The sequence below is a fragment of the Ornithinibacillus halotolerans genome (assembly GCF_014637405.1).
GTDB classification, from domain to species: domain Bacteria; phylum Bacillota; class Bacilli; order Bacillales; family Amphibacillaceae; genus Ornithinibacillus; species Ornithinibacillus halotolerans.
Genome location: NZ_BMEY01000003.1, coordinates 207,810 through 232,862 on the forward strand (window position 1 = coordinate 207,810; position 25,053 = coordinate 232,862).

General features: G+C 35.7%; 27 protein-coding genes. 25 read left to right on the forward strand and 2 right to left on the reverse strand.

The genetic code is table 11. The annotated features are described in order from the left end of the window. Nucleotides 1-27 precede the first annotated feature (27 nt). The 8 genes from IEV35_RS04155 to pcp all read left to right on the forward strand — a co-directional run bounded on the left by IEV35_RS04155 (nt 28) and on the right by pcp (nt 9,134). The gene (locus IEV35_RS04155; RefSeq protein WP_188383441.1) at nt 28-1,098 is read left to right on the forward strand and encodes an ABC transporter substrate-binding protein; all 1,071 of its coding nucleotides are present in this window, start codon (nt 28-30) and stop codon (nt 1,096-1,098) included. Nucleotides 1,099-1,179: 81 nt separating this feature from the next. After that, nucleotides 1,180-1,965 carry an ABC transporter permease gene (locus IEV35_RS04160; protein WP_188383442.1) on the forward strand — a complete coding sequence of 262 codons (786 nt, stop codon included), beginning with the start codon at nt 1,180-1,182 and terminating at the stop codon, nt 1,963-1,965. Next, nucleotides 1,962-2,813 carry an ABC transporter permease gene (locus IEV35_RS04165; RefSeq protein WP_188383443.1) on the forward strand — a complete coding sequence of 284 codons (852 nt, stop codon included), beginning with the start codon at nt 1,962-1,964 and terminating at the stop codon, nt 2,811-2,813. The genes IEV35_RS04160 and IEV35_RS04165 overlap by 4 nt, the downstream gene beginning before the upstream one ends. A 247-nt stretch (nt 2,814-3,060) precedes the next feature. Continuing rightward, on the forward strand, nt 3,061-3,891 hold the full coding sequence (locus IEV35_RS04170; RefSeq protein WP_188383444.1) for a flagellin N-terminal helical domain-containing protein: 831 nt from the start codon (nt 3,061-3,063) through the stop codon (nt 3,889-3,891). A gap of 231 nt (nt 3,892-4,122) precedes the next feature. After that, entirely contained in the window at nt 4,123-5,121 is a 999-nt protein-coding gene (locus IEV35_RS04175; RefSeq protein WP_229740641.1) for a TAXI family TRAP transporter solute-binding subunit, read from the forward strand. 99 nt (nt 5,122-5,220) lie between these two features. Next, complete coding sequence (locus IEV35_RS04180) at nt 5,221-7,191, forward strand: TRAP transporter permease (RefSeq protein ID WP_188383445.1); 1,971 nt, start codon at nt 5,221-5,223, stop codon at nt 7,189-7,191. Between the two features lie 117 nt (nt 7,192-7,308). Beyond that, entirely contained in the window at nt 7,309-8,508 is a 1,200-nt protein-coding gene (locus IEV35_RS04185; RefSeq protein ID WP_188383446.1) for a CynX/NimT family MFS transporter, read from the forward strand. A gap of 29 nt (nt 8,509-8,537) precedes the next feature. Beyond that, a complete protein-coding gene (gene pcp / locus IEV35_RS04190; protein ID WP_188383447.1) occupies nt 8,538-9,134 on the forward strand; it encodes a pyroglutamyl-peptidase I in 597 nt (198 codons plus the stop codon). Here pcp and IEV35_RS04195 read toward each other — a convergent pair. After that, nucleotides 9,086-9,580: a hypothetical protein gene (locus tag IEV35_RS04195; RefSeq protein WP_188383448.1), complete on the reverse strand. Its 495-nt coding sequence runs from the start codon at nt 9,578-9,580 to the stop codon at nt 9,086-9,088. The genes pcp and IEV35_RS04195 overlap by 49 nt on opposite strands. A gap of 194 nt (nt 9,581-9,774) precedes the next feature. Here IEV35_RS04195 and IEV35_RS04200 point away from each other — a divergent pair, with 194 nt between their 5' ends. The 14 genes from IEV35_RS04200 (at nt 9,775) to nagB (ending at nt 20,757) form a co-directional block, all read left to right on the forward strand. Then, complete coding sequence (locus tag IEV35_RS04200) at nt 9,775-10,962, forward strand: MDR family MFS transporter (protein ID WP_188383449.1); 1,188 nt, start codon at nt 9,775-9,777, stop codon at nt 10,960-10,962. Between the two features lie 82 nt (nt 10,963-11,044). Continuing rightward, a complete protein-coding gene (locus IEV35_RS04205) occupies nt 11,045-11,230 on the forward strand; it encodes a cold-shock protein (protein WP_188383450.1) in 186 nt (61 codons plus the stop codon). Between the two features lie 392 nt (nt 11,231-11,622). Continuing rightward, entirely contained in the window at nt 11,623-12,678 is a 1,056-nt protein-coding gene (locus IEV35_RS04210) for a hypothetical protein (RefSeq protein WP_188383451.1), read from the forward strand. 180 nt (nt 12,679-12,858) lie between these two features. After that, complete coding sequence (locus IEV35_RS04215) at nt 12,859-13,296, forward strand: IDEAL domain-containing protein (protein WP_188383452.1); 438 nt, start codon at nt 12,859-12,861, stop codon at nt 13,294-13,296. A gap of 145 nt (nt 13,297-13,441) precedes the next feature. Beyond that, entirely contained in the window at nt 13,442-13,876 is a 435-nt protein-coding gene (locus tag IEV35_RS04220) for an IDEAL domain-containing protein (RefSeq protein ID WP_188383453.1), read from the forward strand. A gap of 549 nt (nt 13,877-14,425) precedes the next feature. After that, nucleotides 14,426-15,058, forward strand: a complete 633-nt coding sequence (locus IEV35_RS04225) for a CalY family protein (RefSeq protein WP_188383454.1) — start codon at nt 14,426-14,428, stop codon at nt 15,056-15,058. A 157-nt stretch (nt 15,059-15,215) separates the two neighbouring features. After that, nucleotides 15,216-16,031 carry an amyloid fiber anchoring/assembly protein TapA gene (gene tapA / locus IEV35_RS04230; protein ID WP_229740652.1) on the forward strand — a complete coding sequence of 272 codons (816 nt, stop codon included), beginning with the start codon at nt 15,216-15,218 and terminating at the stop codon, nt 16,029-16,031. 72 nt (nt 16,032-16,103) lie between these two features. Beyond that, entirely contained in the window at nt 16,104-16,697 is a 594-nt protein-coding gene (gene sipW, locus IEV35_RS04235; RefSeq protein ID WP_188383519.1) for a signal peptidase I SipW, read from the forward strand. A gap of 45 nt (nt 16,698-16,742) precedes the next feature. After that, complete coding sequence (locus IEV35_RS04240) at nt 16,743-17,492, forward strand: TasA family protein (RefSeq protein ID WP_229740642.1); 750 nt, start codon at nt 16,743-16,745, stop codon at nt 17,490-17,492. Nucleotides 17,493-17,717: 225 nt separating this feature from the next. After that, nucleotides 17,718-17,840: an anti-repressor SinI family protein gene (locus tag IEV35_RS04245; protein WP_188383456.1), complete on the forward strand. Its 123-nt coding sequence runs from the start codon at nt 17,718-17,720 to the stop codon at nt 17,838-17,840. 88 nt (nt 17,841-17,928) lie between these two features. Further along, nucleotides 17,929-18,255, forward strand: a complete 327-nt coding sequence (locus IEV35_RS04250; protein WP_188383457.1) for a helix-turn-helix domain-containing protein — start codon at nt 17,929-17,931, stop codon at nt 18,253-18,255. Between the two features lie 312 nt (nt 18,256-18,567). Beyond that, nucleotides 18,568-18,723: a hypothetical protein gene (locus tag IEV35_RS04255; RefSeq protein WP_188383458.1), complete on the forward strand. Its 156-nt coding sequence runs from the start codon at nt 18,568-18,570 to the stop codon at nt 18,721-18,723. Nucleotides 18,724-18,842: 119 nt separating this feature from the next. After that, nucleotides 18,843-20,024: an N-acetylglucosamine-6-phosphate deacetylase gene (gene nagA / locus IEV35_RS04260; RefSeq protein WP_188383521.1), complete on the forward strand. Its 1,182-nt coding sequence runs from the start codon at nt 18,843-18,845 to the stop codon at nt 20,022-20,024. A gap of 1 nt (nt 20,025) precedes the next feature. Next, entirely contained in the window at nt 20,026-20,757 is a 732-nt protein-coding gene (nagB, locus tag IEV35_RS04265; protein WP_188383459.1) for a glucosamine-6-phosphate deaminase, read from the forward strand. 458 nt (nt 20,758-21,215) lie between these two features. Here nagB and IEV35_RS04270 read toward each other — a convergent pair whose 3' ends face one another. Next, entirely contained in the window at nt 21,216-21,866 is a 651-nt protein-coding gene (locus tag IEV35_RS04270) for a YigZ family protein (RefSeq protein ID WP_188383460.1), read from the reverse strand. 189 nt (nt 21,867-22,055) lie between these two features. Here IEV35_RS04270 and IEV35_RS04275 point away from each other — a divergent pair, with 189 nt between their 5' ends. The 3 genes from IEV35_RS04275 to fakB all read left to right on the forward strand — a co-directional run bounded on the left by IEV35_RS04275 (nt 22,056) and on the right by fakB (nt 25,002). After that, nucleotides 22,056-23,204 carry a sensor histidine kinase gene (locus IEV35_RS04275; RefSeq protein WP_188383461.1) on the forward strand — a complete coding sequence of 383 codons (1,149 nt, stop codon included), beginning with the start codon at nt 22,056-22,058 and terminating at the stop codon, nt 23,202-23,204. A gap of 75 nt (nt 23,205-23,279) precedes the next feature. Then, complete coding sequence (locus IEV35_RS04280; protein ID WP_188383462.1) at nt 23,280-23,972, forward strand: response regulator; 693 nt, start codon at nt 23,280-23,282, stop codon at nt 23,970-23,972. 187 nt (nt 23,973-24,159) lie between these two features. Further along, on the forward strand, nt 24,160-25,002 hold the full coding sequence (gene fakB / locus IEV35_RS04285; RefSeq protein ID WP_188383463.1) for a DegV family protein: 843 nt from the start codon (nt 24,160-24,162) through the stop codon (nt 25,000-25,002). Nucleotides 25,003-25,053 lie beyond the last annotated feature (51 nt).

The following is a 25,053-nucleotide window of genomic DNA, read 5'->3' on the forward strand; positions in this document are numbered from 1 at the left end:
TTATAAATTGATTGGAGATGGGACGTATTGAAAAAGTTTTTTGTTTTTGCACTAATTAGTATGTTTATTGTATTTCTAGCAGCTTGTGGGTCAGATAATAATGATGGGAATAATGCTGGTGGAGATAAGGAGCTAAGTGACGAGCTTATCGTATTTAACTGGAGTGAATATATTCCTCAAGAAGTGTTGGATGATTTTGAAGATGAATTTGGTGTAGATATTGTTTATTCTACATATAACTCAAACCATGAAATGTTAACAAAAGTGCAAAGTGGTACGGTTGCTTATGACATTGTTTTTCCATCGGATTATTATGTGAAACAAATGGTGGATAATGACTTACTTCTGGAAATTGATTTTGATAACATTCCAAACTACGAAAATATTGCAGATGCTTGGCATGATATGCCATTTGATCCGGAAAATAAATATTCCGTTCCATTTATGTATGGATATGACGGGATTGCCTATAACAAAGAATTTGTAAAAGAAGCGCCAACTAGCTGGGAAGATTTATGGAATCCGGAATATGCTGGAAAAGTTCTTTTACTTGAAGAATCAAAAGAAGTTTCTAATATGCTTCAACAATTACTTGGTAATGACATGAATGATCCAACAGAGGAACAACTTGAAGAAGGATTTAAAAAATTACAAGAGTTAATTCCGAATGTATTAGCGTTTGATGGAACACCATCTGACCGTTTAGTTAGTGGAGAAGCTTGGATTGCTCATGGTTATTCTGGAGCAGCTGCTACTGCATGGTTAGAAAATGAAAATATTGATTTCGTTCTACCTGAAGAAGGTGGAATCGTTTGGTTAGACGCCATGGTTATTCCGAAGACTGCGAAGAATAAATATACGGCAGAAGTATTTATTGACTATCTACTTCGTCCAGAAGTAAGTAAGCAGTTATCTGAGTTTATTCCTTATGGAAATCCGAATGAAGGGGCCGTTGAGATTTTACCAGATGAAATTAAAAACAGCCCTGGCTTAAACTTCCCTGAAGAAGTGATTAAACGTGCTGAATGGAATCTTCCACTAGATGCCGATCGCACACAATTGATGAACCGTTTATTCCAAGAATCAAAAGTAGATTAACTTGGAGGGGACAGTCCCTAATTTAACGCTTTAGCGTGGTGGGGGACTGTCCCCTATACTCATGAAGGTAGGTGGAAAAATGTGAGACCGAAAACGAAGAAGATTTTATTTTCTTTTTCCCTACTCGTCTTTTTATTCTTTTATATTCCAATTCTTTTTGTCATCATATTTTCTTTTAATGATTCAAAACTTGGTACGGTATGGACTGGATTCACACTAGAATGGTACGGATCCCTATTTCAAAATAAGCAGTTAATATCTGCCACAATGAATAGTTTATACTTAGCTGTTGTAACAACAATTATCGCTACTATTTTAGGAACTTTAGCAGCATTAGCACTTCATCGTTATACATTTATTGGGAAAAAATCAGTAGAGTTTCTATTTTACATCCCTGTAGTTATACCAGATATTGTTGTGGCGGTAGCTTTACTTGCAATTTATGGGTTATTGAATATGTCTCTTGGACTGAATACAGCAGTTCCTGGACATGTGGCGATTACAATTTCGTATGTGATGTTAGTTGTGTTAGCGAGACTATCTTCATTTGATAGTTCACTGGAGGAAGCGGCGAAAGATTTAGGAGCAAACGAATGGCAAACGTTTTGGAAAGTAACTTTTCCTTTAATATTCCCAGGAGTACTTGCTGGAGCATTACTGGCATTTACCATTTCCTTAGATGAATTCGTTATTTCGTTCTTCACGTTAGGGCCAGGTGATAACACCTTACCTGTACTTGTTTACTCCATGGTTCGATTAGGAGTATCACCAGAAGTGAACGTACTTTCTACTATTATAATTGCGATTATGTTTATTGTAGTATTTTTCGTTGGACTAAGAATGCGTAAAGGGGGAACCGCGAAATGAGATCAAGTTTTAGAAAAGCATATTTGTTACTATCCCCAAGTCTATTTTGGCTAACTTTATTCTTAGTCATACCAGTGTTATTTATCGCTGTCATTAGTTTTACAACGAATGGTGATTTTGGGCGGATTATTTATGAATTTAGTACGGATGCCTATTCATCAGCATTTAGTTCTCTATATGCAAAAGTCATTTGGCAATCCATTTGGTGGGCGTTACTAGCAACGATTGTCTGTCTTGTGATTGCGTATCCATTTGCTTATTTCATTGCCAATGCTGGTAAGTGGAAAAACATCTTGCTATTACTTGTCATGGTGCCATTCTGGACGAATTTATTGATTCGTTTATATGCGTGGATTATCTTATTGAATAATCAAGGTGTCGTAAATAACTTTTTGATAAAACTAGGATTTATTGACGAGCCACTGGCACTCATGTATTCTCCTGGTGGTGTTATTCTAGGATTAGTGTACGGTTTCCTTCCATTTATGATCTTGCCAATTTACTCTTCCATAGAGCAGTTGGATAAAACGTATTTGGAAGCATCAGAAGATTTAGGAGCGGGACCAGTAAGGACATTCCTAAGTATTACATTACCATTAACATTCCCAGGGATTTTAGCTGGTTTCATCATAACATTCGTACCAGCAATTAGTGTGTTCGTTGTTACGGACTTATTTACTGGTGGAAAATTATTAATGGTTGGTAATGTCATTCGAGATGCATTCTTAGTAGAAATGAATTGGCAACTTGGTGCCGCATTATCATTATTGTTAATGATCTTGGTATTGTTATCGTTGATGATCTTTATGCGATTTACGAGTCGGAAGGACCGGAAGTTGTTGATATAGGATTTTATGTGGTAGAAAAAGCGTGCTTGCGGGCATGCTTTTTTCTGTTTTTAAGGGAGTTAGATTTATTTTGGCAAATTTCTACAATTATTTTATAAAAAAGGTTAAACATATTTTTTTCTTGCCGATATAAGAAGTACAACATCATGATGATGTAAAAATGTTTTGGCCAAACATTTTAGCAAAGCGAGACATAAGGATGTGACTCGCAAGAAAAAAATACTTAATTACATGGAGGTAATTTATTATGATTATTAACCACAATATTCCAGCGTTAACAGCTCACCGTCAAATGGGAGTTAACCAAGCAAACGCACAAAATTCAATGGAAAAACTATCAACAGGTCTTCGTATTAATAAGGCTGGGGATGATGCAGCTGGTTTAGCTATCTCTGAAAAAATGAGATCTCAAATCCGTGGCTTAGAGCAAGGTTCTCGTAATGCACAAGATGGTGTTTCCTTGATTCAGACAGTAGAAGGGGCTTTAACTGAAACTCATGCTATGTTACAACGTATGCGTGAATTAGCAGTACAAGCAAATAATGATACTAACACTGGTGGAGATGATGGAGACAAAGCAAAACTTCAATTAGAAGTTGATCGACTAAGTGAGGAAATACAAAGAATTGCAGATACAACTAAATTTAATGGTCAAACTATTATTGATGGAAGTGGAGGTCCAGAAGGAAATGGGGAATTCACATTCCAAATAGGTGCTAATGTTGGTGATACTATAACAATTACAATGGGCGATATGACTGCAGGTACCCTTACTGTTGATAGTTTAAATATAGTAGATGATGCTGAAACTGCAATTGGTAATATTGATGATGCAATTGAAGCAGTTTCTAAGGAACGTGCTTCTTTAGGTGCTTATCAAAACCGCTTTGAACATACAATTAATAATTTAAATACATCAGCTGAAAACCTAACAGCTGCAGAATCACGTATTCGTGACACTGATATGGCTGCTGAAATGATGGAGTTCACTAAGAACAACATCCTTAACCAAGCGGCACAAGCTATGCTGGCTCAAGCCAACCAACAACCACAAGGAGTATTACAATTACTTCGTTAATTCTACAAAAATCGAGAAGTCATTATGGCTTCTCGTTTTTTTATTTATCCTAATGGTATATATGAACTACAATACACGTATTTAAATTAATAAATTACCCATAATTTCCCCAACCTTAATACCTAATAAACCCCATCCTCACCTTAAAAAACGTTTTCCATTTAAAGAATAGTTTGACAATTCTTCTAATTTCGTATAAATTATTATTATAATAAAAGGGGGGATAAGCACGTGAAAAAATTACGTAATGCAATAATGTTATTATTATTCATCGGACTGGTTGCTGCTCTAGCCGCATGTGGTGATGGGGAAAAGAACATCGCGATCGGACCACCTGCAAGTGAAACTAACTCGGTTTCCAAGTTAATTTTAGCTGCATATGGTTTAGAAGATGGAGACTACAAAGCATTCCAAGAAGGATTTGGAGATGCTGCAAATGGAGTTCAAGATGGAAATATTGATATCTCCATCGGAATTCTTGGACTACCAGCAGGAAGTATTGAAAGCTTACAAGCATCTGCAGGGGATGTAAAAATGCTTGAATTATCGGATGAGGCAATTGCCTATATGGAAGAAAATAGTGGCTATAAGCGCCATACAATTCCAAAAGAAACATATGATTTCTTAGAATCCGACATTGAGACAGTTACTGCTTATGCAATTCTAATGGCTAATACGAACACGATTAGTGAAGAATTAGGATATGAATTAGCGAAAGCAATGGTAGAAAAGTCTAGTGAAATAACACATGCACAAGGTGTTCAAATGACATTAGAAAATGCGCTTAATGGTGCTGAAGGTCTACCAATCCATCCAGGTGCAGCAAAATATTATCAAGAACAAGGATTAGAATTTGATAATCCAATTGCAGAGTTAGATATTACGGAAGAGAAAACTGAATTGATTTTAGGAACTGGTAGCTCAGGTGGTACATATTATCCACTTGGAGGAGAAATGGCAACCGTGTGGAAAAACAATATTGACGGTATTAACGTTACAAACACGGAAACTGGAGCTTCTCTAGAAAACCTAGCAAGTATTCGTGACGGAAATATGGATTTAGGTATGACGGTTCATGTTCCGGCCCTTGATGCTGTTAATGGAACTGGTGAATTTGAAGGGGCAAATGTTGAAAACGTTGCCTTTATCGGACATATTTATCCAGAAGTAGTACAAATTGTGACGCGCGAATCAACAGGAATTGAAAGGTTAGATGACTTAAAGAAATAGGTTATCGATCTAAATAAAATAACTTATTAATAGGAAGGGATCATGGATACTCCATTCGATCCCTTTCTTCCTATACATACAGTGAAAGGAAGTGACTATATGGACGAAAAGAAAATGTCACAAGAAGAAATAGATGCCCAGAAAATACTAGAGAAGTATGATAAAGAAAGTAACTTTCGAGTTAACATTGGGAAATGGGCGTGGGTAGTTACTTTTCTTGGGGTCTCCTTAACGATCTTTCATCTTTATACCGCCTATTTCAGCGTATTACCCTCGCAGCAGCAAGGCGCAATCCATTTAGGAACAGCACTTGGATTAATCTTTTTACTTTTTCCAGCCAAAAAAGGATTACAGAGGAAACAAAAAACAGTACCATGGTATGATGTCGTACTTGCATTTACTGCGATGTATGTCTCGTATCATAAGATTATCTTCTTTGATGAAGTATTAAGAAGCCGAGTTGCAGGGTACAGTACATTAAATATCATTATCGCTATTATTGCTATTTTATTATTACTAGAAGCGACTCGTCGTACAGTTGGAGTTCCGATTGTTATTGTTGCTAGTATAATGATTTTGTACGGAATCTTTGGGAACATAATTCCAACTCAAATCTTGTCGCATCCTGGTTTCTCCATTGATCGAATTGCTCCGAATCTATGGTTTCAAGAAAGTGGAGTATTCGGAACGCCGATACAGATTTCGGCGAAGTTTATCTTCCTCTTTCTCTTCTTTGGGGTTATTTTAGTTCATACAAAGATAGGACAATTCTTTAATGATCTAGCTTTTGCTTTAACAGGAAGATTTACTGGAGGGACTGCTAAAGCTGCAGTAGCTGCTAGTGCATTACAAGGAATGGTTTCTGGAAGTTCAGTCGGAAACACCGTTGCCTCAGGTTCGTTTACAATTCCAATGATGAAAAAAGCTGGGTTTAAACCAGAATTTGCTGCGGCAACAGAGGCTTCTGCATCTACTGGTGGACAAATTATGCCACCATTAATGGGAGCTGCCGCGTTTATTATGATGGAATATTTAGGGGTAGATTATAGTGTTATTATGCTTTCTGCTCTCATTCCAGCTATTCTGTATTTCACAGGTATCTTTATCGGGACCCATTTTGAAGCAAAACGACTACGTATTTTAGGTTTACCGAAAGCAGATTTACCGAGTTTTAGAAAATTAATGTTGAAAAATTGGTATATGCTTTTACCACTTGTTGTAATTATTGGAACAATCCTATCAGGGTTTTCTCCACAACGTGCAGCGTTGCTCGGTATCATTTCTGCATTTCTAGTAAGTATAGTTCGAAAAGATACGAGATTAAATCTTCGAGGTACAATTAATGTACTGGAGCAAGGTGCAAGAGTTGCTTTACCAGTTATTGCGGCCTGTGCGACTGCAGGTATAATTGCAGGAGTTGTTAGTATCACTGGTCTTGGTGCAAAATTTGCATCAGGTATTATTGCGTTATCTGGTGGAATGTTACCATTTGCATTGATCTTTACGATGATTGCTTGTCTCGTATTAGGTATGGGACTACCAACAACAGCCAATTATGTTGTAACTGCTACGATTGCAGCTCCTGTGTTAATTAATGATTTTGGAGTAGCGCCGATTGCTGCTCATATGTTTGTGTTCTATTTTGGAATTGTTGCAGATATTACACCGCCTGTATGTTTAGCGGCTTATGCTGGGGCTGGTATTGCTAGGGCAAATCCGTTTAAATCCGGGGTCATTGCAGTTAAGCTTGCCATAGCAGCATTTATTATCCCGTATATATTTGTATTTAATCCAATTTTAGTACTCGTAGATGTGACAGTAGTTACATTAACACTTGGAATTGTTACTGCATTAATTGGAATGATGGGAGTAAGTAGTGCAGTTATTGGCTATTTTATCCGCACATCCCGTGCATGGGAACGAATTGTTTTAGCAGTTGGTGGGTTGCTCATGATTGTTCCAGAACTATATTCAAGTTTAATTGGCTTTGCTTTAATGGCAATCGTTTGGTTTATTCAAAAACAACGTGAAGATGATAGTGGCAAACTTGCTATGGAAGTTTCTGCTTAAGTGTTGAGGACTGTTCTCTGTAAAAACAAACAGAGGGTAGTCCTCAATTTGTTTTTTCCTTCTTCTTGTTCCATATGCTATATTTAGTAGAGGACAATTTTGGAAGGGGCAACCGTTTTGAGTTTAGAACAACAAGAAATAAGAGAGAATCAACTATACAAATTTTTACTAATTACAGGAATTATTCTAGTCGCATTTAACCTTCGTCCTGCAATTACATCGGTTGGACCACTGATGAGTACAATTCGTGATGATCTTGGTTTATCGAACTGGAGTGTTGGATTATTAACGAGTCTACCACTAATTGTATTTGCGATAATGTCACCTATCTCAGCTAAACTAGGGAATCGTTATTCGAACGAAGTGGTGATGTTGTTTGGACTTATATTTATAATAGTAGGGATCGCTACAAGATCAGCCTCAACGATTATATTGTTATTTGCTGGAACATTATTAATTGGCGTAGGAATTGCAGTATGTAATGTTCTTTTACCAGGTGTTATTAAAGATAAATTTCCTTTAAAAGTTGGATTAATGACGAGTGTCTATTCCACATCGATGGGGGTACTTGCAGCTGCAGCCTCAGGAATTAGTTTTCCACTAGCTAGCAATTATAATTTAGGCTGGCAACTTGCTCTTCTTATCTGGGCTATTCCAGCATTTCTTGCTATGATCGTATGGCTATTTGTCACGAAAAATAAACAAGGAAAAAGTACTGAAACACAATTTTTAACAGAAACAAATACGAACCTCTGGCGTTCTCCATTAGCCTGGCAAATAGCGTTCTATATGGGATTTCAATCGTTTCAATTTTATGTCGTAGTGACTTGGTTACCTGAAATTCTTCATTCTACTGGGATGACGATGGAAACAGCAGGCTGGATGTTGTCATTTACACAATTTATTGGGATTCCTGCAAGTTTTATTGTTCCAGTGTTAGCGGGGAAATTTGCTTCCCAACGTATACTTGTTGTTATAATGGGTGCATTCTCTGTTTTAGGGTATAGCGGATTATTACTAGGCACTAATTATGTAACGATGTTAATTAGCATCATTTTTATTGGTATTGCGCTAAGTGGAACATTCTCCTTAGCGTTGACATTTTTAGGATTACGTGCAAAAACAGCAAAACAATCTTCAGCCCTTTCTGGTATGGCACAAGCTTTTGGTTATATCCTTGCTGCTGTAGGACCAATATTTATCGGTTATTTATTTGACTTAACCAAGGCTTGGACAACCCCAATTGTGACATTAATCATTACTTCGATTTTAGTGATCGTCGTTGGACTAGGTGCTGGCCGAAACAAATATGTATAAGAAAAAATAGGATAGGAGAGGTAATTTTTATGAAGAAACTATTACTAACAGGATTTGAACCATTTCTAGAATTCCCGATTAATCCAACAACAGAAATTGCAACGACTTTACATGGGGAAAAAATTGGTGAATATGAAGTTATTGGAGAAATTCTCTCTGTCGATTTCCTTCAGTCTGGTAATCAATTATTGAATTTATTAGAAAAGCATAAACCAGATGCAGTCGTATCACTCGGACTTGCTGGAGGCAGAAATTGTATCACACCGGAGAGAATTGCGATAAATTGTAATGATGGTCCGGTTGATAATAGAGGCCATAAACCAAATGGAGAAAAGATTATTGAGAGTGGTCCAGACGCTTATTTTTCAAAACTACCGATCTATGAAATAGTAAAAAAGCTAGAAGAAGCAGGATACCCTGCGAAGATCTCAAATACAGCAGGAACTTACCTTTGTAATAATGTCATGTATCATGCGCTTCATTATATTGAAGAAAAAGGATTAAATATACAATCGGGATTTATTCATATCCCAGCATCACACACACTAGCAGTTAAGAAAAACATGCCTAGCTGGTCTCAACAAGATTTAACAGATGCTATTAAACTTGCAATAAATTGTTTGTAAATATGATTGGGGAGCATATGCATTAGTGCAATCAGGCGTATGCTCCTCATTTTAATTTTTGTGCCAATGGGAAAAAAGTATGTTCCCTTATTCGATATTAATGCACCTATGTGAATAAGGAATGTGCCCTTACTTGTTAATAATGCGCCCATGTGACCAAGTAATGTGCCCTTACTTGTTAATAATGCGCCCATGTGAAGAAGTAATGTGTCCTTACTTGTTAATAATGCGCCCATGTGAAGAAGTAATGTGTCCTTACTTGTTATTAATGCACCCATGTGAACAAGGATTGTGCCCCTAACCGTTATGAATGCACCCATGATACCAAGTAATGTGCCCCTAACCGTTATGAATGCACCCATGATACCAAGTAATGTGCCCCTAACCGTTATGAATGCACCCATGATACCAAGTAATGCGCCCATAATCGTTAATAATGCACCCAAGAAACCAAGTAATGCGCCCTTAATCCGTCTCTATGCTCCCATAGAAAAAAAGTATGCACCCTTAACCCAGTTTTATCCTCCCATTACTACTCTCAATCCCTCAAGGATATAAGAATTTCCCAATTGCTTTCTCCCACTAAATGTATTAAAATTACCTAGTTAATGAGATTATAAGAATGTGAGATGATGACACCATGCCAAAATATATATGGCTTTTGGCAGTTGCAACGACCATTAGTGTAACAGGTGGTTCTTTTTTATGGCCACTTAATACGATATACATGCATAATGAATTAGGGAAAAGCTTAGCATTTGCTGGCTTTATTTTAATGTTTAACCAAGGGGCGAATATTGTCGGAAACTTGGTAGGTGGTATTCTTTTTGATAAATTTAGTGCATATAAAACGATTCTGTTTGGAGCATTGCTTTCAACGAGTGCGGCAACTTTTCTAACGTTTAACCATGATATTGTGGCATATTCTATCTGTCTATTAATTATTGGTCTTGGTTCCGGTATTACTTGGCCCGTTATGTATGCGATGGCAGGTTCAGTCTGGCCAGAAGGTGGTAGAAGGACGTTTAATGCCATTTATGTCGCACAAAACTTAGGGGTGGCACTTGGGGCTATGATCGGTGGGTATGTTGCAAGTATTTCGTTTGATTATATATTTATTGCGAATGCTTCCCTCTTATTTGTTTTTACTTTAATTGTTATCTTTGCTTTTCGTGGTATGGATGAAGAGAAAAATCGACATATGCATACGAACATCCTTGAACAAAGCGGACAAATTAAAGATAAATCAGCATTTACTTCGTTAATTATTTTAAGTGTTGGATTTTTCGTTACATGGTTTGCTTACAGTCAGTGGCAATCCACAATCGCGTCTTACACACAGGATATTGGAGTGCCATTAGAACAATATAGTACACTTTGGGCTATTAATGGGTTCTTAATTGTATTAGGACAACCATTACTTAAACTATTTACAGACCGAGTGACATCTCCTAAAACCCATATTTACGTCGGGGCGAGTATCTTTTTATTCTCTTTCGTGATAGCTATGTATGCAGAGGCATTTACGATGTTTGCGGTAGCGATGGTCATTTTAACTATTGCAGAAATGTTAATTTGGCCTGCCATTCCTACATTAGCAAATGCATTAGCACCAGCTGGAAGAGCAGGGTTTTACCAAGGATTTATTAATAGTGTAGCAGCAGCAGGTAGGATGCTTGGTCCATTTTTAGGTGGGCTTGTAGTTGATATGTATAACATAGAAGTATTATTCTACTGTTTATTAGTACTGTTACTAGTCCCTTTCTTTACAACAAAAATATACAATCGTACGGGAAAACAAGATCAAGTAGCAGAAAAAAAAGCATAGCATTCCTTATTTTCAAGGTCCCTTTCATTCATTATCAAAAAGAGGTATAATAGAAATACAAAGCCTGAAAGGGGATGCTGACATGTCTTTCTCAAGAGGACCAAAAGAGCCAGTCCCGGAAGTGGAAACGAATGTATGGGCATGCACGAGTGAAGAGTGCAATGGCTGGATGAGAGAATCTTTCAGTTTCCAGCAAGAAGAACCACATTGCCCACTATGCCAATCATCAATGACTCAAGAAGTTCGAGTTTTACCAGAAGTAAAATAGAAATGTAACTATAAAGAAATAGAGGTTGGAACATAAATTCTAAAGATGTTGTTAACCGAATAAGCACTACACTAGCCCCGGAAATAAACGGAGACTCCTTGAAAAAGGAGTTCGCTTTTTCTACGTGCGAGGTTTCGCTGTCGAAGCGTTCCTTGTCCAGTGGGAGGAAAGGCATCGGTAAGACCCCGGAAGAGCTTTAGCTCTGAGGAGGCTTACCAGCCGCCCACGGAAAGCGAAGTTTATTTCCGGGGCGGTATTATATGCACTTTTCTTTTTTCAACCTCTCCCTTATAGTTAAAAAAATGAATGAAGATCTTTAGAATAATCACCAAGTACATAGCCTATACATAAATTGAACTATACTAAATTATTTTTCAAAAGGATGTGTCTTTTTGCCAAACAAACTAGGGTTTTATGTCACCGGAAATACAGCAGAAGGCTTTGTAAACTTCTTATCTACCAACACTTCCAACTTCCATCATCATATTATTTTAAAACATCCATCACTAAAAGTTAAAACAACGATAATAAAAGAAATCATCAATCAATATGAAGCAACAAATGATCTCGAAGTTTTATATAGCTCCATCGGAAATGAATTTTTAGAAGGTGTTATTATACGTGATAAAAAAATCGCCATTATTGATGAACGGATAGCAAGTGCAGATTTACCTGGCTCATTTGAAGTTGATTTAACTTTATTTACGAATGACCATTTACTAACGGAAGATTTTTCAGCTGAGCGAGATAAAATACGAGAACTGACAGAAACAGCTTACAAAAATTTTCAAACAGGATTACGTATTCATGACGACTTAGAAAAGGTTTATATAAAAGAAATGAATTTCAAATTAGCCAATCAAGTTGCTGAGGAATTTGTAGACACGATACTTAAAGACGTTCCGAAGCAAAATAGACAATCACAAATTGTCCATCGTCTTTTCGGTACGAATACGAAAGATGGTGTCGTTAATTGTGTTCCTGAAATTTTAAGTCAATTGTCAAACAAGTACTTTATTAAAGGAAGAGCTGGTACTGGAAAATCTACATTTATGAAAAAAGTTATGGCTGCTTGCCAAGATAAAGGCTATGATATTGAACTATATCATTGTAGCTTTGACCCAAATAGTATTGATATGGTGCTCGTACGAGATCTAGAATTTTGTATTTTTGATAGTACAGACCCACATGAGTTCTTTCCTGAAGGACCAGGGGATTATGTAATAGATATGTATGAAAAAACGGTTACTCCAGGAACAGATGAAAAGTATGAGAAGGAAATAACGGAACTGAATACTCGATACAAATCATACATGAAAAAAGGAGTCGCAAATTTAAAAGAAGCTGGAGAAATAATAGATTCATTGGAGCAGAGATTTGTAAGAAATCCAAAAGAAATCGAGAAAATTAAAACTTTTCTTGTTGGGAAAATATTAGATGAAGATTAACCTGTGAGTAGATTACTTACAGGTTTTTCTTTTTATTATAAATTTTTACGAATAATTATTAATTAAGGACATTTGGCCCAAAACTTAAACTAAATCAAAATTTCTCTTGATTTTATTTTGTAAATAATGTAGAATTAATTAACTGAAAATTTAGTTAATAAATCTTGGGAGGTGGACACCGTGATATCTGTTAAGATGCTTAAGCCATATTATATTAAGGCAGACGATCAATTTGTACGTATCATACTAGCATACCAATATTTTTCTGTCCTAATTAATAAAAAGGTATATCAGTTTATACCAATCGAAGCTAAAGAAATTCGCATCAACCGCAGAACACGTAAAGTCGAAAATGTCGGTAGTCGTTTTGCTTTTCAAAAAGGCAAGGAAATTATTTATATGACGATGACTGAACTAATGACGCTTCCCGATTTTCTAGAACAATTAGATACTATTGCAAAACCGTATTATGAAGCTAAACATGAGGTGGATGAAGTAGAATCTGAAGCCAATGCTGTTATAGATGAATTAGAAAAACGAAATATTAAACGATTAATCGATAAAGCGCTTGATGAACGTGATGAAGACACGTTTCGTGAACTAGTGAAGTTGTTATGATTCAAAAGGAGCATTTACCTGTACCTATAAATTAGGCGGGCATGCTCCTTTTGATTTATTTTCAGAAGAAAAGGTTTCGTTTTAAGAATATAGGGAATTACACGTATTACAATTATTCCACTTGGAAGCATTGGGGGGAAGATAAATGGTAACAGTTAAATTGTTAAAACCATATTGTATTAAAGCTGATATTGAATATGTTTATGTCCTATTAGAGGAAAGACAATTTACTATTTCAATTCATGATGATGTTTACCAATTTGTACCTGAAAAATCAAGGGAGTTCATCATTAATCGCCGAACGAAAAAAATCGAAAACCTTGATGCAACATTTGCCTTTAAAAAAGATGATATTATTTTCTATTTATCTATGAATGAATTAATCAATATACCAGATTTTTTAATTAAACTATATTTTATTACGAAACCTCATATGGAATACAAACAAATTGAAAATATTAATGACGACATAAATGTAATTATCGATGAACTTGAACAACAAAACATTAAGCGATTGATCGATAAAGCATTAGACGAACGTAACGAAGAAGCCTTTTATGACTTAATTACACTATTGTAGAAGGAAGGCAGCTAATAAAAATGGCTGCTTTCCGATTTCGATAAAATACCTCAAGTTAGATAATTCCACTAGATCCCTTCTAAAAAGCTTTTTTAAAGCGCCTTTCTTACCAGAATAAGTCTCCACTTCTAAAACCGCACAATAGTACAAACTTCCTAGGATTAGTTAGAACGATTAATATTTATAATATAACTTAAGCCTTTATCAGCATGCACAAGCGTTCTTAATAGTGGATGAAAAATTCTTTAAAAAATACAAAATAGTAAGTAAATTAAAGAAATTGAAAGAAATTAAAAGCAAAATGTTCTTTTTAACGAAAAAACGGCCGAATTTGGGATTTTTGTTTCTGAGTAAAATAGCCTATACTTCAAATTAAGTTGTTCTTTATAAGGAACAAAAGCACATCTTCTAAAGAACGATGGTGTTTAACTAGTTAGATACATATGGGAATTCTTGATTAGAGATTCCCCGGCACTTTTAGATTGTGGCCAGATTTAAAAGTGTGTATTGTTCTGAAAAAATTAAATTATTTTTAGGAGGAATTCGAGAATGAGTATTAAGAAAAAATTAGGTATGGGTATTGCAGCAGCAGCACTAGGTATTTCATTAGTTGGTGGAGGAACATGGGCTTACTTTAGTGACACGGAAGTATCAAACAATAGCTTTGCAGCTGGTACTTTAGATTTAGCTGTGAATCCTTCAGTAGTAATTGATGTGGATAACTTGAAGCCTGGAGATACAATGGTTCGCGAATTCGTATTAGAAAATAATGGATCTTTAGATATTTCATCTATCGACCTTGCAACTGCATATAACGTTATCGACGCTAAAGGTGATAACGTAGATGACTTTGGTAAACATATTAAAGTACTATTCTTAGAGAATGCTGATAAGACTGGTGACGGATGGGTAATTGGAGATTATAACGATGTAATCTCTGAAACTACATTATATGATTTACAAAATATGACTCCAGATGCGTCTGAAAACCTACAACACTGGATCACTTGGTTATTTGGTCTAAATGGTGAAGGCAGTGGTTTAGCAGCTGGTACTAGTGACCAAATGTACGTAGCATTCGAATTCGTTGATAATGATGCAGACCAAAACGAATTCCAAGGCGATTCTCTAGAGCTTGAGTGGACTTTCACAGCTCACCAAACTGAAGGTGAACTTAGATAAGTATAATGGATTAAGAGGAGAACTAACCCTTCTCCTCTCTTCCAATTTCTATAAAATCTCTAACAAATGCATTTATTTTACTTTATTAAGAATATCACCCTTGGTGTTCTTAATAAAGTAAAATATATTCGCTTTATAAGGAGGAAAGTCCGTGAGAATGAGTCGCCTTCGTAAATTTAACAGGCATAAAAAGAAGAAATTAATAGTAATGGGGAAATTAGTGCTAATTTTTTATTTAGCTTTATTTTCATTTACCTATTTAACTGGTGGAACGATAGCCTATTTTAATACTAGTTCTACAGGTACACTTACATTTACAGCAGCTGATACATGGTTTGATGGGAGTAATCTAGTGTTTATCGATAAGCCTGTCCAAAACGTAAAAGCTTGTCCAGAAGTAGAAATATCAACCAGATTAAAGAATGAAGGAATTAAAATGTCGGGGACAACGAAATATGAGATTTACTTTACTAACGATAAAGGAAATCCAAAAAATCATGGGGAATTAATTGTAAATAATGGAATTGTTCCTCCTCTCGATAATGGTGAAGTAACGGAATTGACACATCTAGCTAAAGAAGCGGGCTTTTATACATTCAAAGTATACCAGCGAGAAGGGTATGAAGGTAAGTCAAGTGAAATTTGGAGCAAAAAAATCCATGTAAACTGTAATGCGGCAAAACCAAATAATGATGAACAAGTACAAGATGATACAGTCGAGAACGAAGAACAAGCAAATGAAGAAGTAAATTCTGAAACAGAAGAAAAATCGAATTCCGATAATTCCCAACCAGATGAAAATAAAGAAGAGCAAAATGAATCCAATCAACAATCAGAAGAACCAGAGACAGTTGAAGAAGAGCAAAATGCAGAAGAGGAATCTACTAGTCCAGATGCTTCAACGAGCGATGGTCAGGCAGAAGTGAATGATCAAGAAGAAATTACTGAGCAAGGAGATGAAAATAAGGAATAACATAGTTTGATAATAACAAGTATGACGAAAAGAAGACCTAAAGTTATTTTTAGTAAGGAAGGTGTAAAACGAATGAAGAAACCAATCACAAAAAAAATCCTTAGTTTTCTTAATCATGCTACAACTGTAGTACTTTTCCTAGTATTAATTTCTATGACTGTTATGGTAGTCTCTACGAAAGCATCTGGTGGAGAGCCTGAAATATTTGGTCATCAATTAAAGACAGTACTTTCTGGATCCATGGAGCCAGGAATTAAGACAGGATCGATTATCGCAGTAAAACCTGGTGGAGATATGACAAGATTTAAGCCGGGTGATGTTATTACGTTCCAAGAGGAAGATGGGAAGATAATTACCCACAGAATAACAGAAGTTTTAGAAAGTGGAGAAAATACGATGTACCGAACAAAAGGGGATAATAACAATGCAGAGGATATAAATCCAGTCCTATCAGAGAATGTCCTCGCTGAATATACTGGTTTTACTATTCCATATGCCGGATACTTTATTAGCTTTGCACAATCACAGAATGGGGCATTGCTACTTCTTATCCCAGGATTTCTCCTTATTGGTTATGCTGGTATAACGATTTGGAGGGCGATTAGAGAATTAGAGGTGCCAAGTAAAGAAAATAAAGAAGAAGAAAAGAATACTAGTTTAACGTAATTACTAGTGTAATATAAATATTTTGCCTACAAAGGGGGCAATCACTTGAAACGGTTATTGTTGGTATGTATCCTATCCATTTCGATTATCGTGGTCGTTTTTAGCCCAAAGCACAGTCTTGCCGATAGTGCAGAGGGAAAACACGATATCGATATTAGTCTTTCACCAAGTGACGTATTGTTTGACCTGAAAAATATGAAACCGGGAGATTGGGCACCGAGAACATTGACGGTTAACAATAAAGGGAAATTAGACTTTGAATATCAGATGTCGATTACCAATGAAGGCGACTACATGTTATTTAATGAGCTAGTATTAGAGGTTGCGGATGGTAATAACGAATTATGGAATGGCAAATTGAAAGATTTTAATGGATTATCGAATCGAAGTCTTAAAGCTAATGAAAGTGAAGATCTTGAATTTACACTTCGTTTCCCTGAAGAACTTGGCAATGAATTTCAAGGTAAAGAAGTACACTTTAAGCTAGTCTTTGTCGCAGAGGGTAAAGAAGAGGGGCAAGATGACACTGAAAATCCAGGGGATGACCCATCTGATTCAGAAGATCCTGATGATGAAGGTGGAGTGAAAGGTATTGATAAAGAAACAAATGATAAAGATACAGAATCTGTTGATGGTATTGTAAACGACGGTGATAGTTCAGGTGGTAGTACACTTCCCAATACAGCAGCAAATATGTTTAATTATATCTTTATAGGTGCATATTTACTTATAATTGGTGGGCTTATTTTTCTAATTTCTTTGAAGAGAAAGAGATCCAAGGTGAGTGAAATTTGATTTTTCGCAAAATTCTACATTTATATTAGGATCCTCCTACAAAACTAGAAGAGTTTAGACAAAAGAAGACACACAAAGTGTACTAGATATTTAGTATAATAGACTTAAATTATTTCATCTGTAAAAGGCGAACTACCTGGAAAATAGGGTGTAAAGACTTAGGTTAATTTAATTCTTCACAGGTAGTTAGTTTTATAGATGTGACGATATGGGGGATGGGATATTTTGAGTAAAGTAATTGATGTAGTAAAACTTGATCTAGAATGGATACAATTAATTAGGGAGGCGAAGGAATTAGGGATGAGTATTGAGGATGTAAGAACTTTTCTTACAGAAGCGAAACATTAATACATAATACTTTTTCTTTATTTTCTGTACTTTATATAGAACTGCTCACCTAATTGTGATATAATTTCGCTGAAAGAGGTGAGTCGACTTGATCGGAGAAAAAATCAAACAACTTCGTAAAGAAAAGAAAATGTCCATATCTGAACTCGCTGAAAAAGCTAATGTAGCAAAATCATATTTAAGCTCAATCGAACGTAACCTCCAGTCGAATCCATCCATCCAGTTTATTGAGAAAGTAAGTGCGGTACTAGGTGTCTCCGTAAATGAGCTTATTAATACTGGGGAATCTGTTGAACTTGAAGATTTAGATGGTGAATGGCTACAAATTGTGAAAGAAGCTATGGAATCAGGTGTGTCAAAAGAGGAATTTAAGAACTTTCTTGAATTTAATAAATGGAGAAAACATAATAATTAAAAACCGTACCCGTGTACGGTTTTTTTATTTGCAAATAAAATATGAGTTGTTCAACGGTCGCAATTTTTCGTCAGTCTCGTTTTCAACTGCCTTTGCATATGGTATTAATATAAATGATAATGAATGTATTAGTAATAACACGCCTTTTCAAGGATATTTCTTAGCAATAGTAGAAAATGTAATATATTCTGGCAATTATACAAAGTTGTTATATAATGGTAATGGTAACTTTGTACTATAGTTTAATAGATTTTATGTTAAGATATCTTTATCCTATTTTGTCCTAAATTGAAAATTTAAGGCGGTAATATTATGGTTGAACGAGAGTTTATAAAAAATATGATGAAAAAGATTATTGAGGATACAGAGAAAAATAAAAATCGATCATCAGATGAGATAATCCAAACGATTATTGAAGAACTAACTCATCAAAAGGCAACAAACCAAACGAATCGAATGATTAATTAATCGTGTTTTAGGGCTATCCTTTTATATGGAGTAGTCCTTTTCTTCTTTACTACTCGTATGCTACTTGCGTTATGTTAAAATTAACAATGGATATTGCGAAGATGGGGGAAGCTAAACAAATGGGTGAACAAACAGCAGCTTACATAATCAAGAATATAACAATTTTTTTAGAGGATGAAATTATCCACAACGGAATTATAGTCATGGAAAACGGTATTATACATAGAATTTACCATGCAAATGAAAAGATAGACAAATATCCAAGCCAATTTAAAATTGTTGATGGCCAAGGGTTAAATGCTGTGCCCGGTTTTATTGATGGACATATTCATGGTGCAAATGGTGCAGATGTCATGGATGCAACAGAAGAAGCATTGGATGCAATTGCACAAGTTTTACCTAAAGAGGGAACGACTAGTTTTCTTGCTACAACAATTACACAATCGGAAGAAAATATAGAGAGTGCACTTCGAAATGTAGCAACTTACCAATCTAAACCTGGATTTGCCGAAATAATTGGGGTTCACCTAGAAGGTCCTTTTATAGAAGCAAGTAAAAAAGGTGCACAGCCATTAGAGCATATTCAAAAACCAAATGTGGAGCTTTTTGATCGTTGGCAAGCCATATCCAATCACAATATTAAAACAATTACAATGGCACCTGAACATGATGATGGAGAGTTTATTCGTCATCTTGCTAATTCAGGGGTGAACGTTTCAGCGGGCCATACGTCAATAGGCTTTGAGGAGATGAAGAAGGCTGTTGCTAATGGTGTAAGACAAGTAACCCATTTATGTAATGCCATGCCTGGAATCCATCATCGTGATATTGGTGTAGTTGGCGCTGCGTTCTTTTTAGAAGAATTACGTGCAGAACTCATCGCGGATGGAATTCATGTTTCACCACATATGCTCCGTTTGATTTATCAAAACATGGGTAGTGAGCGATTAATTTTAATTACCGATGCAATGCGAGCAAAATGTCTACAGGCAGGAACATATGACCTTGGCGGACAAATGGTTCAAGTCGATGGAGAAAGAGCAGTACTAGAAGATGGTACTTTAGCAGGTAGTATTTTGAAATTAAATGAAGGTGTTCAACAAATGTTGGATCTTCCTGAGGTACAATTTAAAGATGTTATTAAAATGGCAAGTATTAATCCTGCCAAACAAATTAGTGTTTTTGACCGAAAAGGAAGTATTGCTGAAGGAAAAGATGCAGATATATTATTAGTAGATGATAGTTTTTCCATTAAGTATACTTTCTGTCGAGGACAATTAGCATATAAAGGAGAAGAGTGAAATGAATATAATTGCAGCGAAAGATTACCAGGACATGAGTGAAAAAGCTTGTGAAATCGTAAGTGAAACAGTCAAAAGTAAAGATAAACCAGTACTAGGCCTAGCAACAGGCTCCACACCTGAAGGTCTATACCAATGTCTGATTGAAAAAAATAAAACTAATGAAGTTAATTTTGAACATGTTACAACATTTAATTTAGATGAATATGTAGGGCTAGATGCGGATAATCCAAATAGTTATCGTTATTTTATGAACGAAAAATTATTCAATCATATTAATGTTAATCAAGACAATACACATGTACCAAGTGGAGTTGCATCCAATCTTGAAGAAGAATGCGCTACGTATGAAAAATTAATTAAAGAACATGGTGCTATAGATTTACAAATTCTTGGAATTGGGCTAAATGGTCATATTGGCTTTAACGAGCCTGGTACTCCGTTTACAAGCCGCACGCATATTGTGGAGTTAGATGAATCTACTCGTCAGGCAAATGCTCGATTCTTTGATTCCATGGACGAGGTGCCAACTCAAGCAATCACAACTGGTATTGAAACAATTATGGATAGTAAGAAGATTGTATTGCTTGTATCTGGTGAGAATAAAGCAGATACAGTAAAACGTTTGATGGAAGGCGAAGTTTCGGAAGATTTCCCGGCTTCTATTTTGAAAGAGCATGCAGATGTAACAATAATTGCGGATGAAGCTGCTTTAAGTAAAGTTGATCTATAAATGAAACAAAGAGGGTTGGGACAAAATAGTTTATACTAAAGATGAATACGAATATTAAATCTAGTATGTGCGTCTAACCCGCTCCGGGAATATACTTCGCTTTCACTTCCAGTACCGGGGCGACATCTGCTCGAAAGAACCATCGCAGTGTCTACCTCGCCGCGGGCGGCTGGTGAGCCAGGCAACTACAATGAGTTTGCTTCAATGCTGCCTTGCACCGAGGAAGCCTGCTGCTTAGCGTTACTTGTAGACGCAGGTGCATCTCGGGGTCTCACCGATGCCTTGCTTCCCGCAGGACAAGGAATGCTTCGTCAGCGAAACATCGCACGCAGAAAAAGCGCTCTTCTTTTTCAAGGAGTCTACGTATATTCCCGGAGCTAATAATGCTTATTGTTTATCTTATTAGTCTAATTTTTATTTTGTCCTAACCAATTTCATAAAAAATGATTATCTATTATTTATTCCTTCGTACTCTCCACTTCTATTTCAATATATTTTTCACCAATTAGTTTGATTTCTCCTTGTCCACTTGTTAGATCGACCATCCATGCTTGAAAATCTTCTTCTTGCCCATCTTCGACATAAACAATAAACTCTACATTTTCTAGATAATTTATCGTTTCAAGAATATGATTAGAATTTCTTAGTTCATTTTCTAATTTTCCTAGCATTGCATAATCAACTGTAATAGAGAAACCTTTCATTAATTGTCTTTTAATAATTCCAACTGCTTTAATTGCTTCAGAAGTAGAACTTCCATATGCACGGATAAGTCCACCTGCCCCAAGTTTAATTCCACCAAAGTAACGAGTTACTACAACTGCAGTGTCTTTTAAATTTTGTTTTTTTAGTACTTCTAACATCGGTACACCGGCAGTACCACTAGGTTCACCATCATCATTTGCTTTTTGGATTTGATCATGCTCACCGATAATATAGGCCGAACAATTATGAGTTGCATCATGATATTTCTTTTTTAATTCTTGTATAAAAGCTTGTGCCTCTTCCTCTGTTTCGACTCGTTTAATCGTGCCAATAAATCTAGACTTTTGAATGACGATTTCATGAGAGCCACCATCTTTTTTTACAGTATAATATTTGGATAACACGTAGAACGTCCTCCCTTTTATAAAATCTTAGTAGATAAATTCTTAAAAGAATGTTTAAATTATAGCTATACTGGGTATTAGTATCTAGGGTTTAATCTGTAAACAATAATTTTTTTAAAAAAGTTGAAAAGAACCCTTAAAAAAAGAATATAAAGCACGTATAATTATACCATAGGTTGGTGAGTGCTGATGTCAGTTAAAACTAGGGAAAAAGATTTAGATTTTATACTTGATGAAATGGTAGAGGTTGTTGAGAATAGTAAGGATGAAATATTTCATATTGGGGAAGAAGCCCGTTCCGAATATGAGATATTGCTTAGAGAGCTTGAATATACAAAGCAAAAAGTTCTGGAATACATAGAAGATGGTGACAAACTTGAGCAAAACGTCCGGTATTCTAGAAAACGTCTATCAGAAGTAAGTAAGTATTTCGACCGTTATTCTGAAAAAGAGATTCGGGAAATCTATGAATCTACTCATGAATTACAGACTAAGTTAGTCATACTCCGCCAAGAAGAAAGAGCACTCCGGTATAAGCGAGATGACATAGAACGACGATTAAAGAATCTAGATCAAACAGTAAAGCGTGCAGAAAATCTAGCGAATAAAATATCGGTCATACTCACATATTTAACCGACGACTTTAGACAAGTAAATGATATGATAGAAGAAGCCAAAGAAAAGCAAGAATTTGGTTTGAAAATCATTGAGGCACAAGAAGAAGAACGAAAACGTATTTCACGTGAAATACATGATGGACCAGCACAGATGTTAGCGAACATTTTACTTCGGTCGGAGCTTGTAGATCGTACTTTCCGCGAAGGAAGTCCAGAAGATGCGTTAGAAGAAATACGTAACGTTCGTAAAATGGTTCGTTCATCACTCTATGAAGTACGACGTATTATTTATGACTTACGACCAATGGCACTAGATGACTTAGGATTAATTCCTACTATTAAAAAATATGCTTCTACGACTTCAGACTATCATAATGTAAATATTGAATTTACTTCTATGGGAGAACTGGATCGAATAAATCAGCGATATGAAATTGCTCTGTTTAGATTAGCTCAAGAAGCAATACAGAATGCAATAAAACATGCAGAGGCAACCTTAATTACGGTCAATCTTGAAATTTGTCCTAAAAACATAAATCTAGTCATTAAGGACAATGGAAAAGGGTTCGATCCTACCATTAAACGAGATAAATCTTTTGGATTAATGGGAATGAGAGAGCGTGTTGAGATGTTTGATGGTATAATGGATATTAAGTCATCCATTGGGAAAGGCACAAAAGTAATCATTCAAGTTCCTTATGAAAGGGCTCTTGTTGAATAAATAGAGATATAGTAATTGTCTATCGTGGTACACGTAATAGGGGATACAATATTACGTATTGGGGAGGAAAAGACAATGAGTTTAGAAAAAAATATAAACATTGTATTAATTGATGATCATAAGTTGTTTCGCGAAGGGGTTAAACGTATTTTAGAGTTTGAACCATCTTTCCAAGTAGTAGCTGAAGGTGATGATGGTGTCATGGCAGCACAACTTGTTAAAGAATACAATCCAGATGTCGTATTAATGGATATTAATATGCCAACGATGAATGGTGTGCAGGCTACTGCGGAATTAGTTCGTAATTTTCCTAATTCCAAAGTAATTATTCTGTCCATTCATGATGATGAAAGCTATGTAACCCATGCACTTAAAACAGGGGCACAAGGCTATCTGTTGAAAGAAATGGATTCCAATTCATTAATTGAAGCGATTAAAGTGGTTAGTGAAGGTGGATCATACTTACACCCTAAAGTTACACATAACTTAGTTCAGGAATATCGTCGATTAGCTAAAGAGAGTGTTGCTGTTGGATTAGGTAGTCGAGTAGAATACCATCGTCCATTACATTTATTAACAAAACGTGAATGTGAAGTATTGCAACTTCTAGCAGATGGAAAAAGTAATCGCGCCGTTGCTGAAGCATTATATATTAGTGAAAAAACAGTTAAGAACCATGTTAGTAATATCCTACAAAAAATGAACGTAAATGACCGAACACAAGCAGTTGTATCTGCTATCCGAAAAGGTTGGGTTGAAGTACTATAATCGTTCACAAAAAATAGCTGGCTAAAATGTAGTCAGCTATTTTTTATTGGTAAAAAACCATTTCTAGTAGTATCTATTTAATCATATGTGCATAAGTAATATATGATGATGCATTTTTTATAGTGTTGATGTAAAATATAAGGAGCATATAACTATCTTTATATACACAAGAGAGGAAGGGGAAAAGATGAAAGTTGCTGTAATAACAGACAGCACGGCATATATCCCTAGAGATATGAGGAACGCATATAATATCCATATGGTTCCATTGAGTGTTAATTTTGGGGATGAAACATACCAAGAAGAGGTTGATATTTCTACAGAGGAATTTTATCAAAAAATTAAAGAATCAAAAGATCTACCAACTACATCTCAACCAGCAATTGGACTAATTACACAAAAATTAGAAGAACTACGTGAAGAGTATGATGCAGTTATTTCTATTCATTTATCAAGCGGAATTAGTGGAACATACCAAGCTATGGTCAGTGCAGGAGATATGGTTGAAGGAATAGATGTGTATGCTTTTGATTCAGAGATTAGCTGTATGGCACAAGGGTTTTACGCACTGGAAGCAGCGGAAATGGCAAAAGAAAATAAAACAGCTGATGAAATTATTGCCCGATTAAATGAAATGAAGGAAACGATGCATGGTTATTTTATTGTTGATGACTTAACGAATTTGCATCGTGGAGGAAGATTAAGTGGGGCACAAGCACTTATGGGTAGTCTATTACAAGTGAAACCAGTTCTACACTTTGTCGATAAAGTGATTGTTCCATTTGAGAAGATTCGTACCCGTAAAAAAGCAATTAATCGTGTTTTAAGTATGTTAGAAGAAGACGCGAAAGAAGATAAAATTGCTAAAGTTGCTTTTATCCATGCAAATAATGAGCAGGATGCAATTACTTTGCAAGAAAGTTTTAACGAGAAATATCCTAATACCGAAACAACGATCAGTTATTTTGGCCCGGTAATCGGCACACATGTCGGTGAAGGTGCAGTAGGAATATGCTGGTATTATAAATAAGCAATTATATTATTTTATTTTTTTATCGTAGGGATTGTTGTTATGGAACGC

What these genes read in the sequence shown, in the direction of transcription:
- IEV35_RS04225 (WP_188383454.1), top strand. Translation starts at nt 14,426, where the DNA reads ATGAGTATTAAGAAAAAATTAGGTATGGGTATTGCAGCAGCAGCACTA.
- nagB (WP_188383459.1), top strand. Translation starts at nt 20,026, where the DNA reads ATGAATATAATTGCAGCGAAAGATTACCAGGACATGAGTGAAAAAGCT.
- tapA (WP_229740652.1), top strand. Translation starts at nt 15,216, where the DNA reads ATGAGTCGCCTTCGTAAATTTAACAGGCATAAAAAGAAGAAATTAATA.
- IEV35_RS04255 (WP_188383458.1), top strand. Translation starts at nt 18,568, where the DNA reads ATGGTTGAACGAGAGTTTATAAAAAATATGATGAAAAAGATTATTGAG.
- nagA (WP_188383521.1), top strand. Translation starts at nt 18,843, where the DNA reads ATGGGTGAACAAACAGCAGCTTACATAATCAAGAATATAACAATTTTT.
- IEV35_RS04220 (WP_188383453.1), top strand. Translation starts at nt 13,442, where the DNA reads ATGGTAACAGTTAAATTGTTAAAACCATATTGTATTAAAGCTGATATT.
- IEV35_RS04200 (WP_188383449.1), top strand. Translation starts at nt 9,775, where the DNA reads ATGCCAAAATATATATGGCTTTTGGCAGTTGCAACGACCATTAGTGTA.
- sipW (WP_188383519.1), top strand. Translation starts at nt 16,104, where the DNA reads ATGAAGAAACCAATCACAAAAAAAATCCTTAGTTTTCTTAATCATGCT.
- IEV35_RS04170 (WP_188383444.1), top strand. Translation starts at nt 3,061, where the DNA reads ATGATTATTAACCACAATATTCCAGCGTTAACAGCTCACCGTCAAATG.
- IEV35_RS04205 (WP_188383450.1), top strand. Translation starts at nt 11,045, where the DNA reads ATGTCTTTCTCAAGAGGACCAAAAGAGCCAGTCCCGGAAGTGGAAACG.
- IEV35_RS04275 (WP_188383461.1), top strand. Translation starts at nt 22,056, where the DNA reads ATGTCAGTTAAAACTAGGGAAAAAGATTTAGATTTTATACTTGATGAA.
- IEV35_RS04165 (WP_188383443.1), top strand. Translation starts at nt 1,962, where the DNA reads ATGAGATCAAGTTTTAGAAAAGCATATTTGTTACTATCCCCAAGTCTA.
- IEV35_RS04180 (WP_188383445.1), top strand. Translation starts at nt 5,221, where the DNA reads ATGGACGAAAAGAAAATGTCACAAGAAGAAATAGATGCCCAGAAAATA.
- IEV35_RS04280 (WP_188383462.1), top strand. Translation starts at nt 23,280, where the DNA reads ATGAGTTTAGAAAAAAATATAAACATTGTATTAATTGATGATCATAAG.
- fakB (WP_188383463.1), top strand. Translation starts at nt 24,160, where the DNA reads ATGAAAGTTGCTGTAATAACAGACAGCACGGCATATATCCCTAGAGAT.
- pcp (WP_188383447.1), top strand. Translation starts at nt 8,538, where the DNA reads ATGAAGAAACTATTACTAACAGGATTTGAACCATTTCTAGAATTCCCG.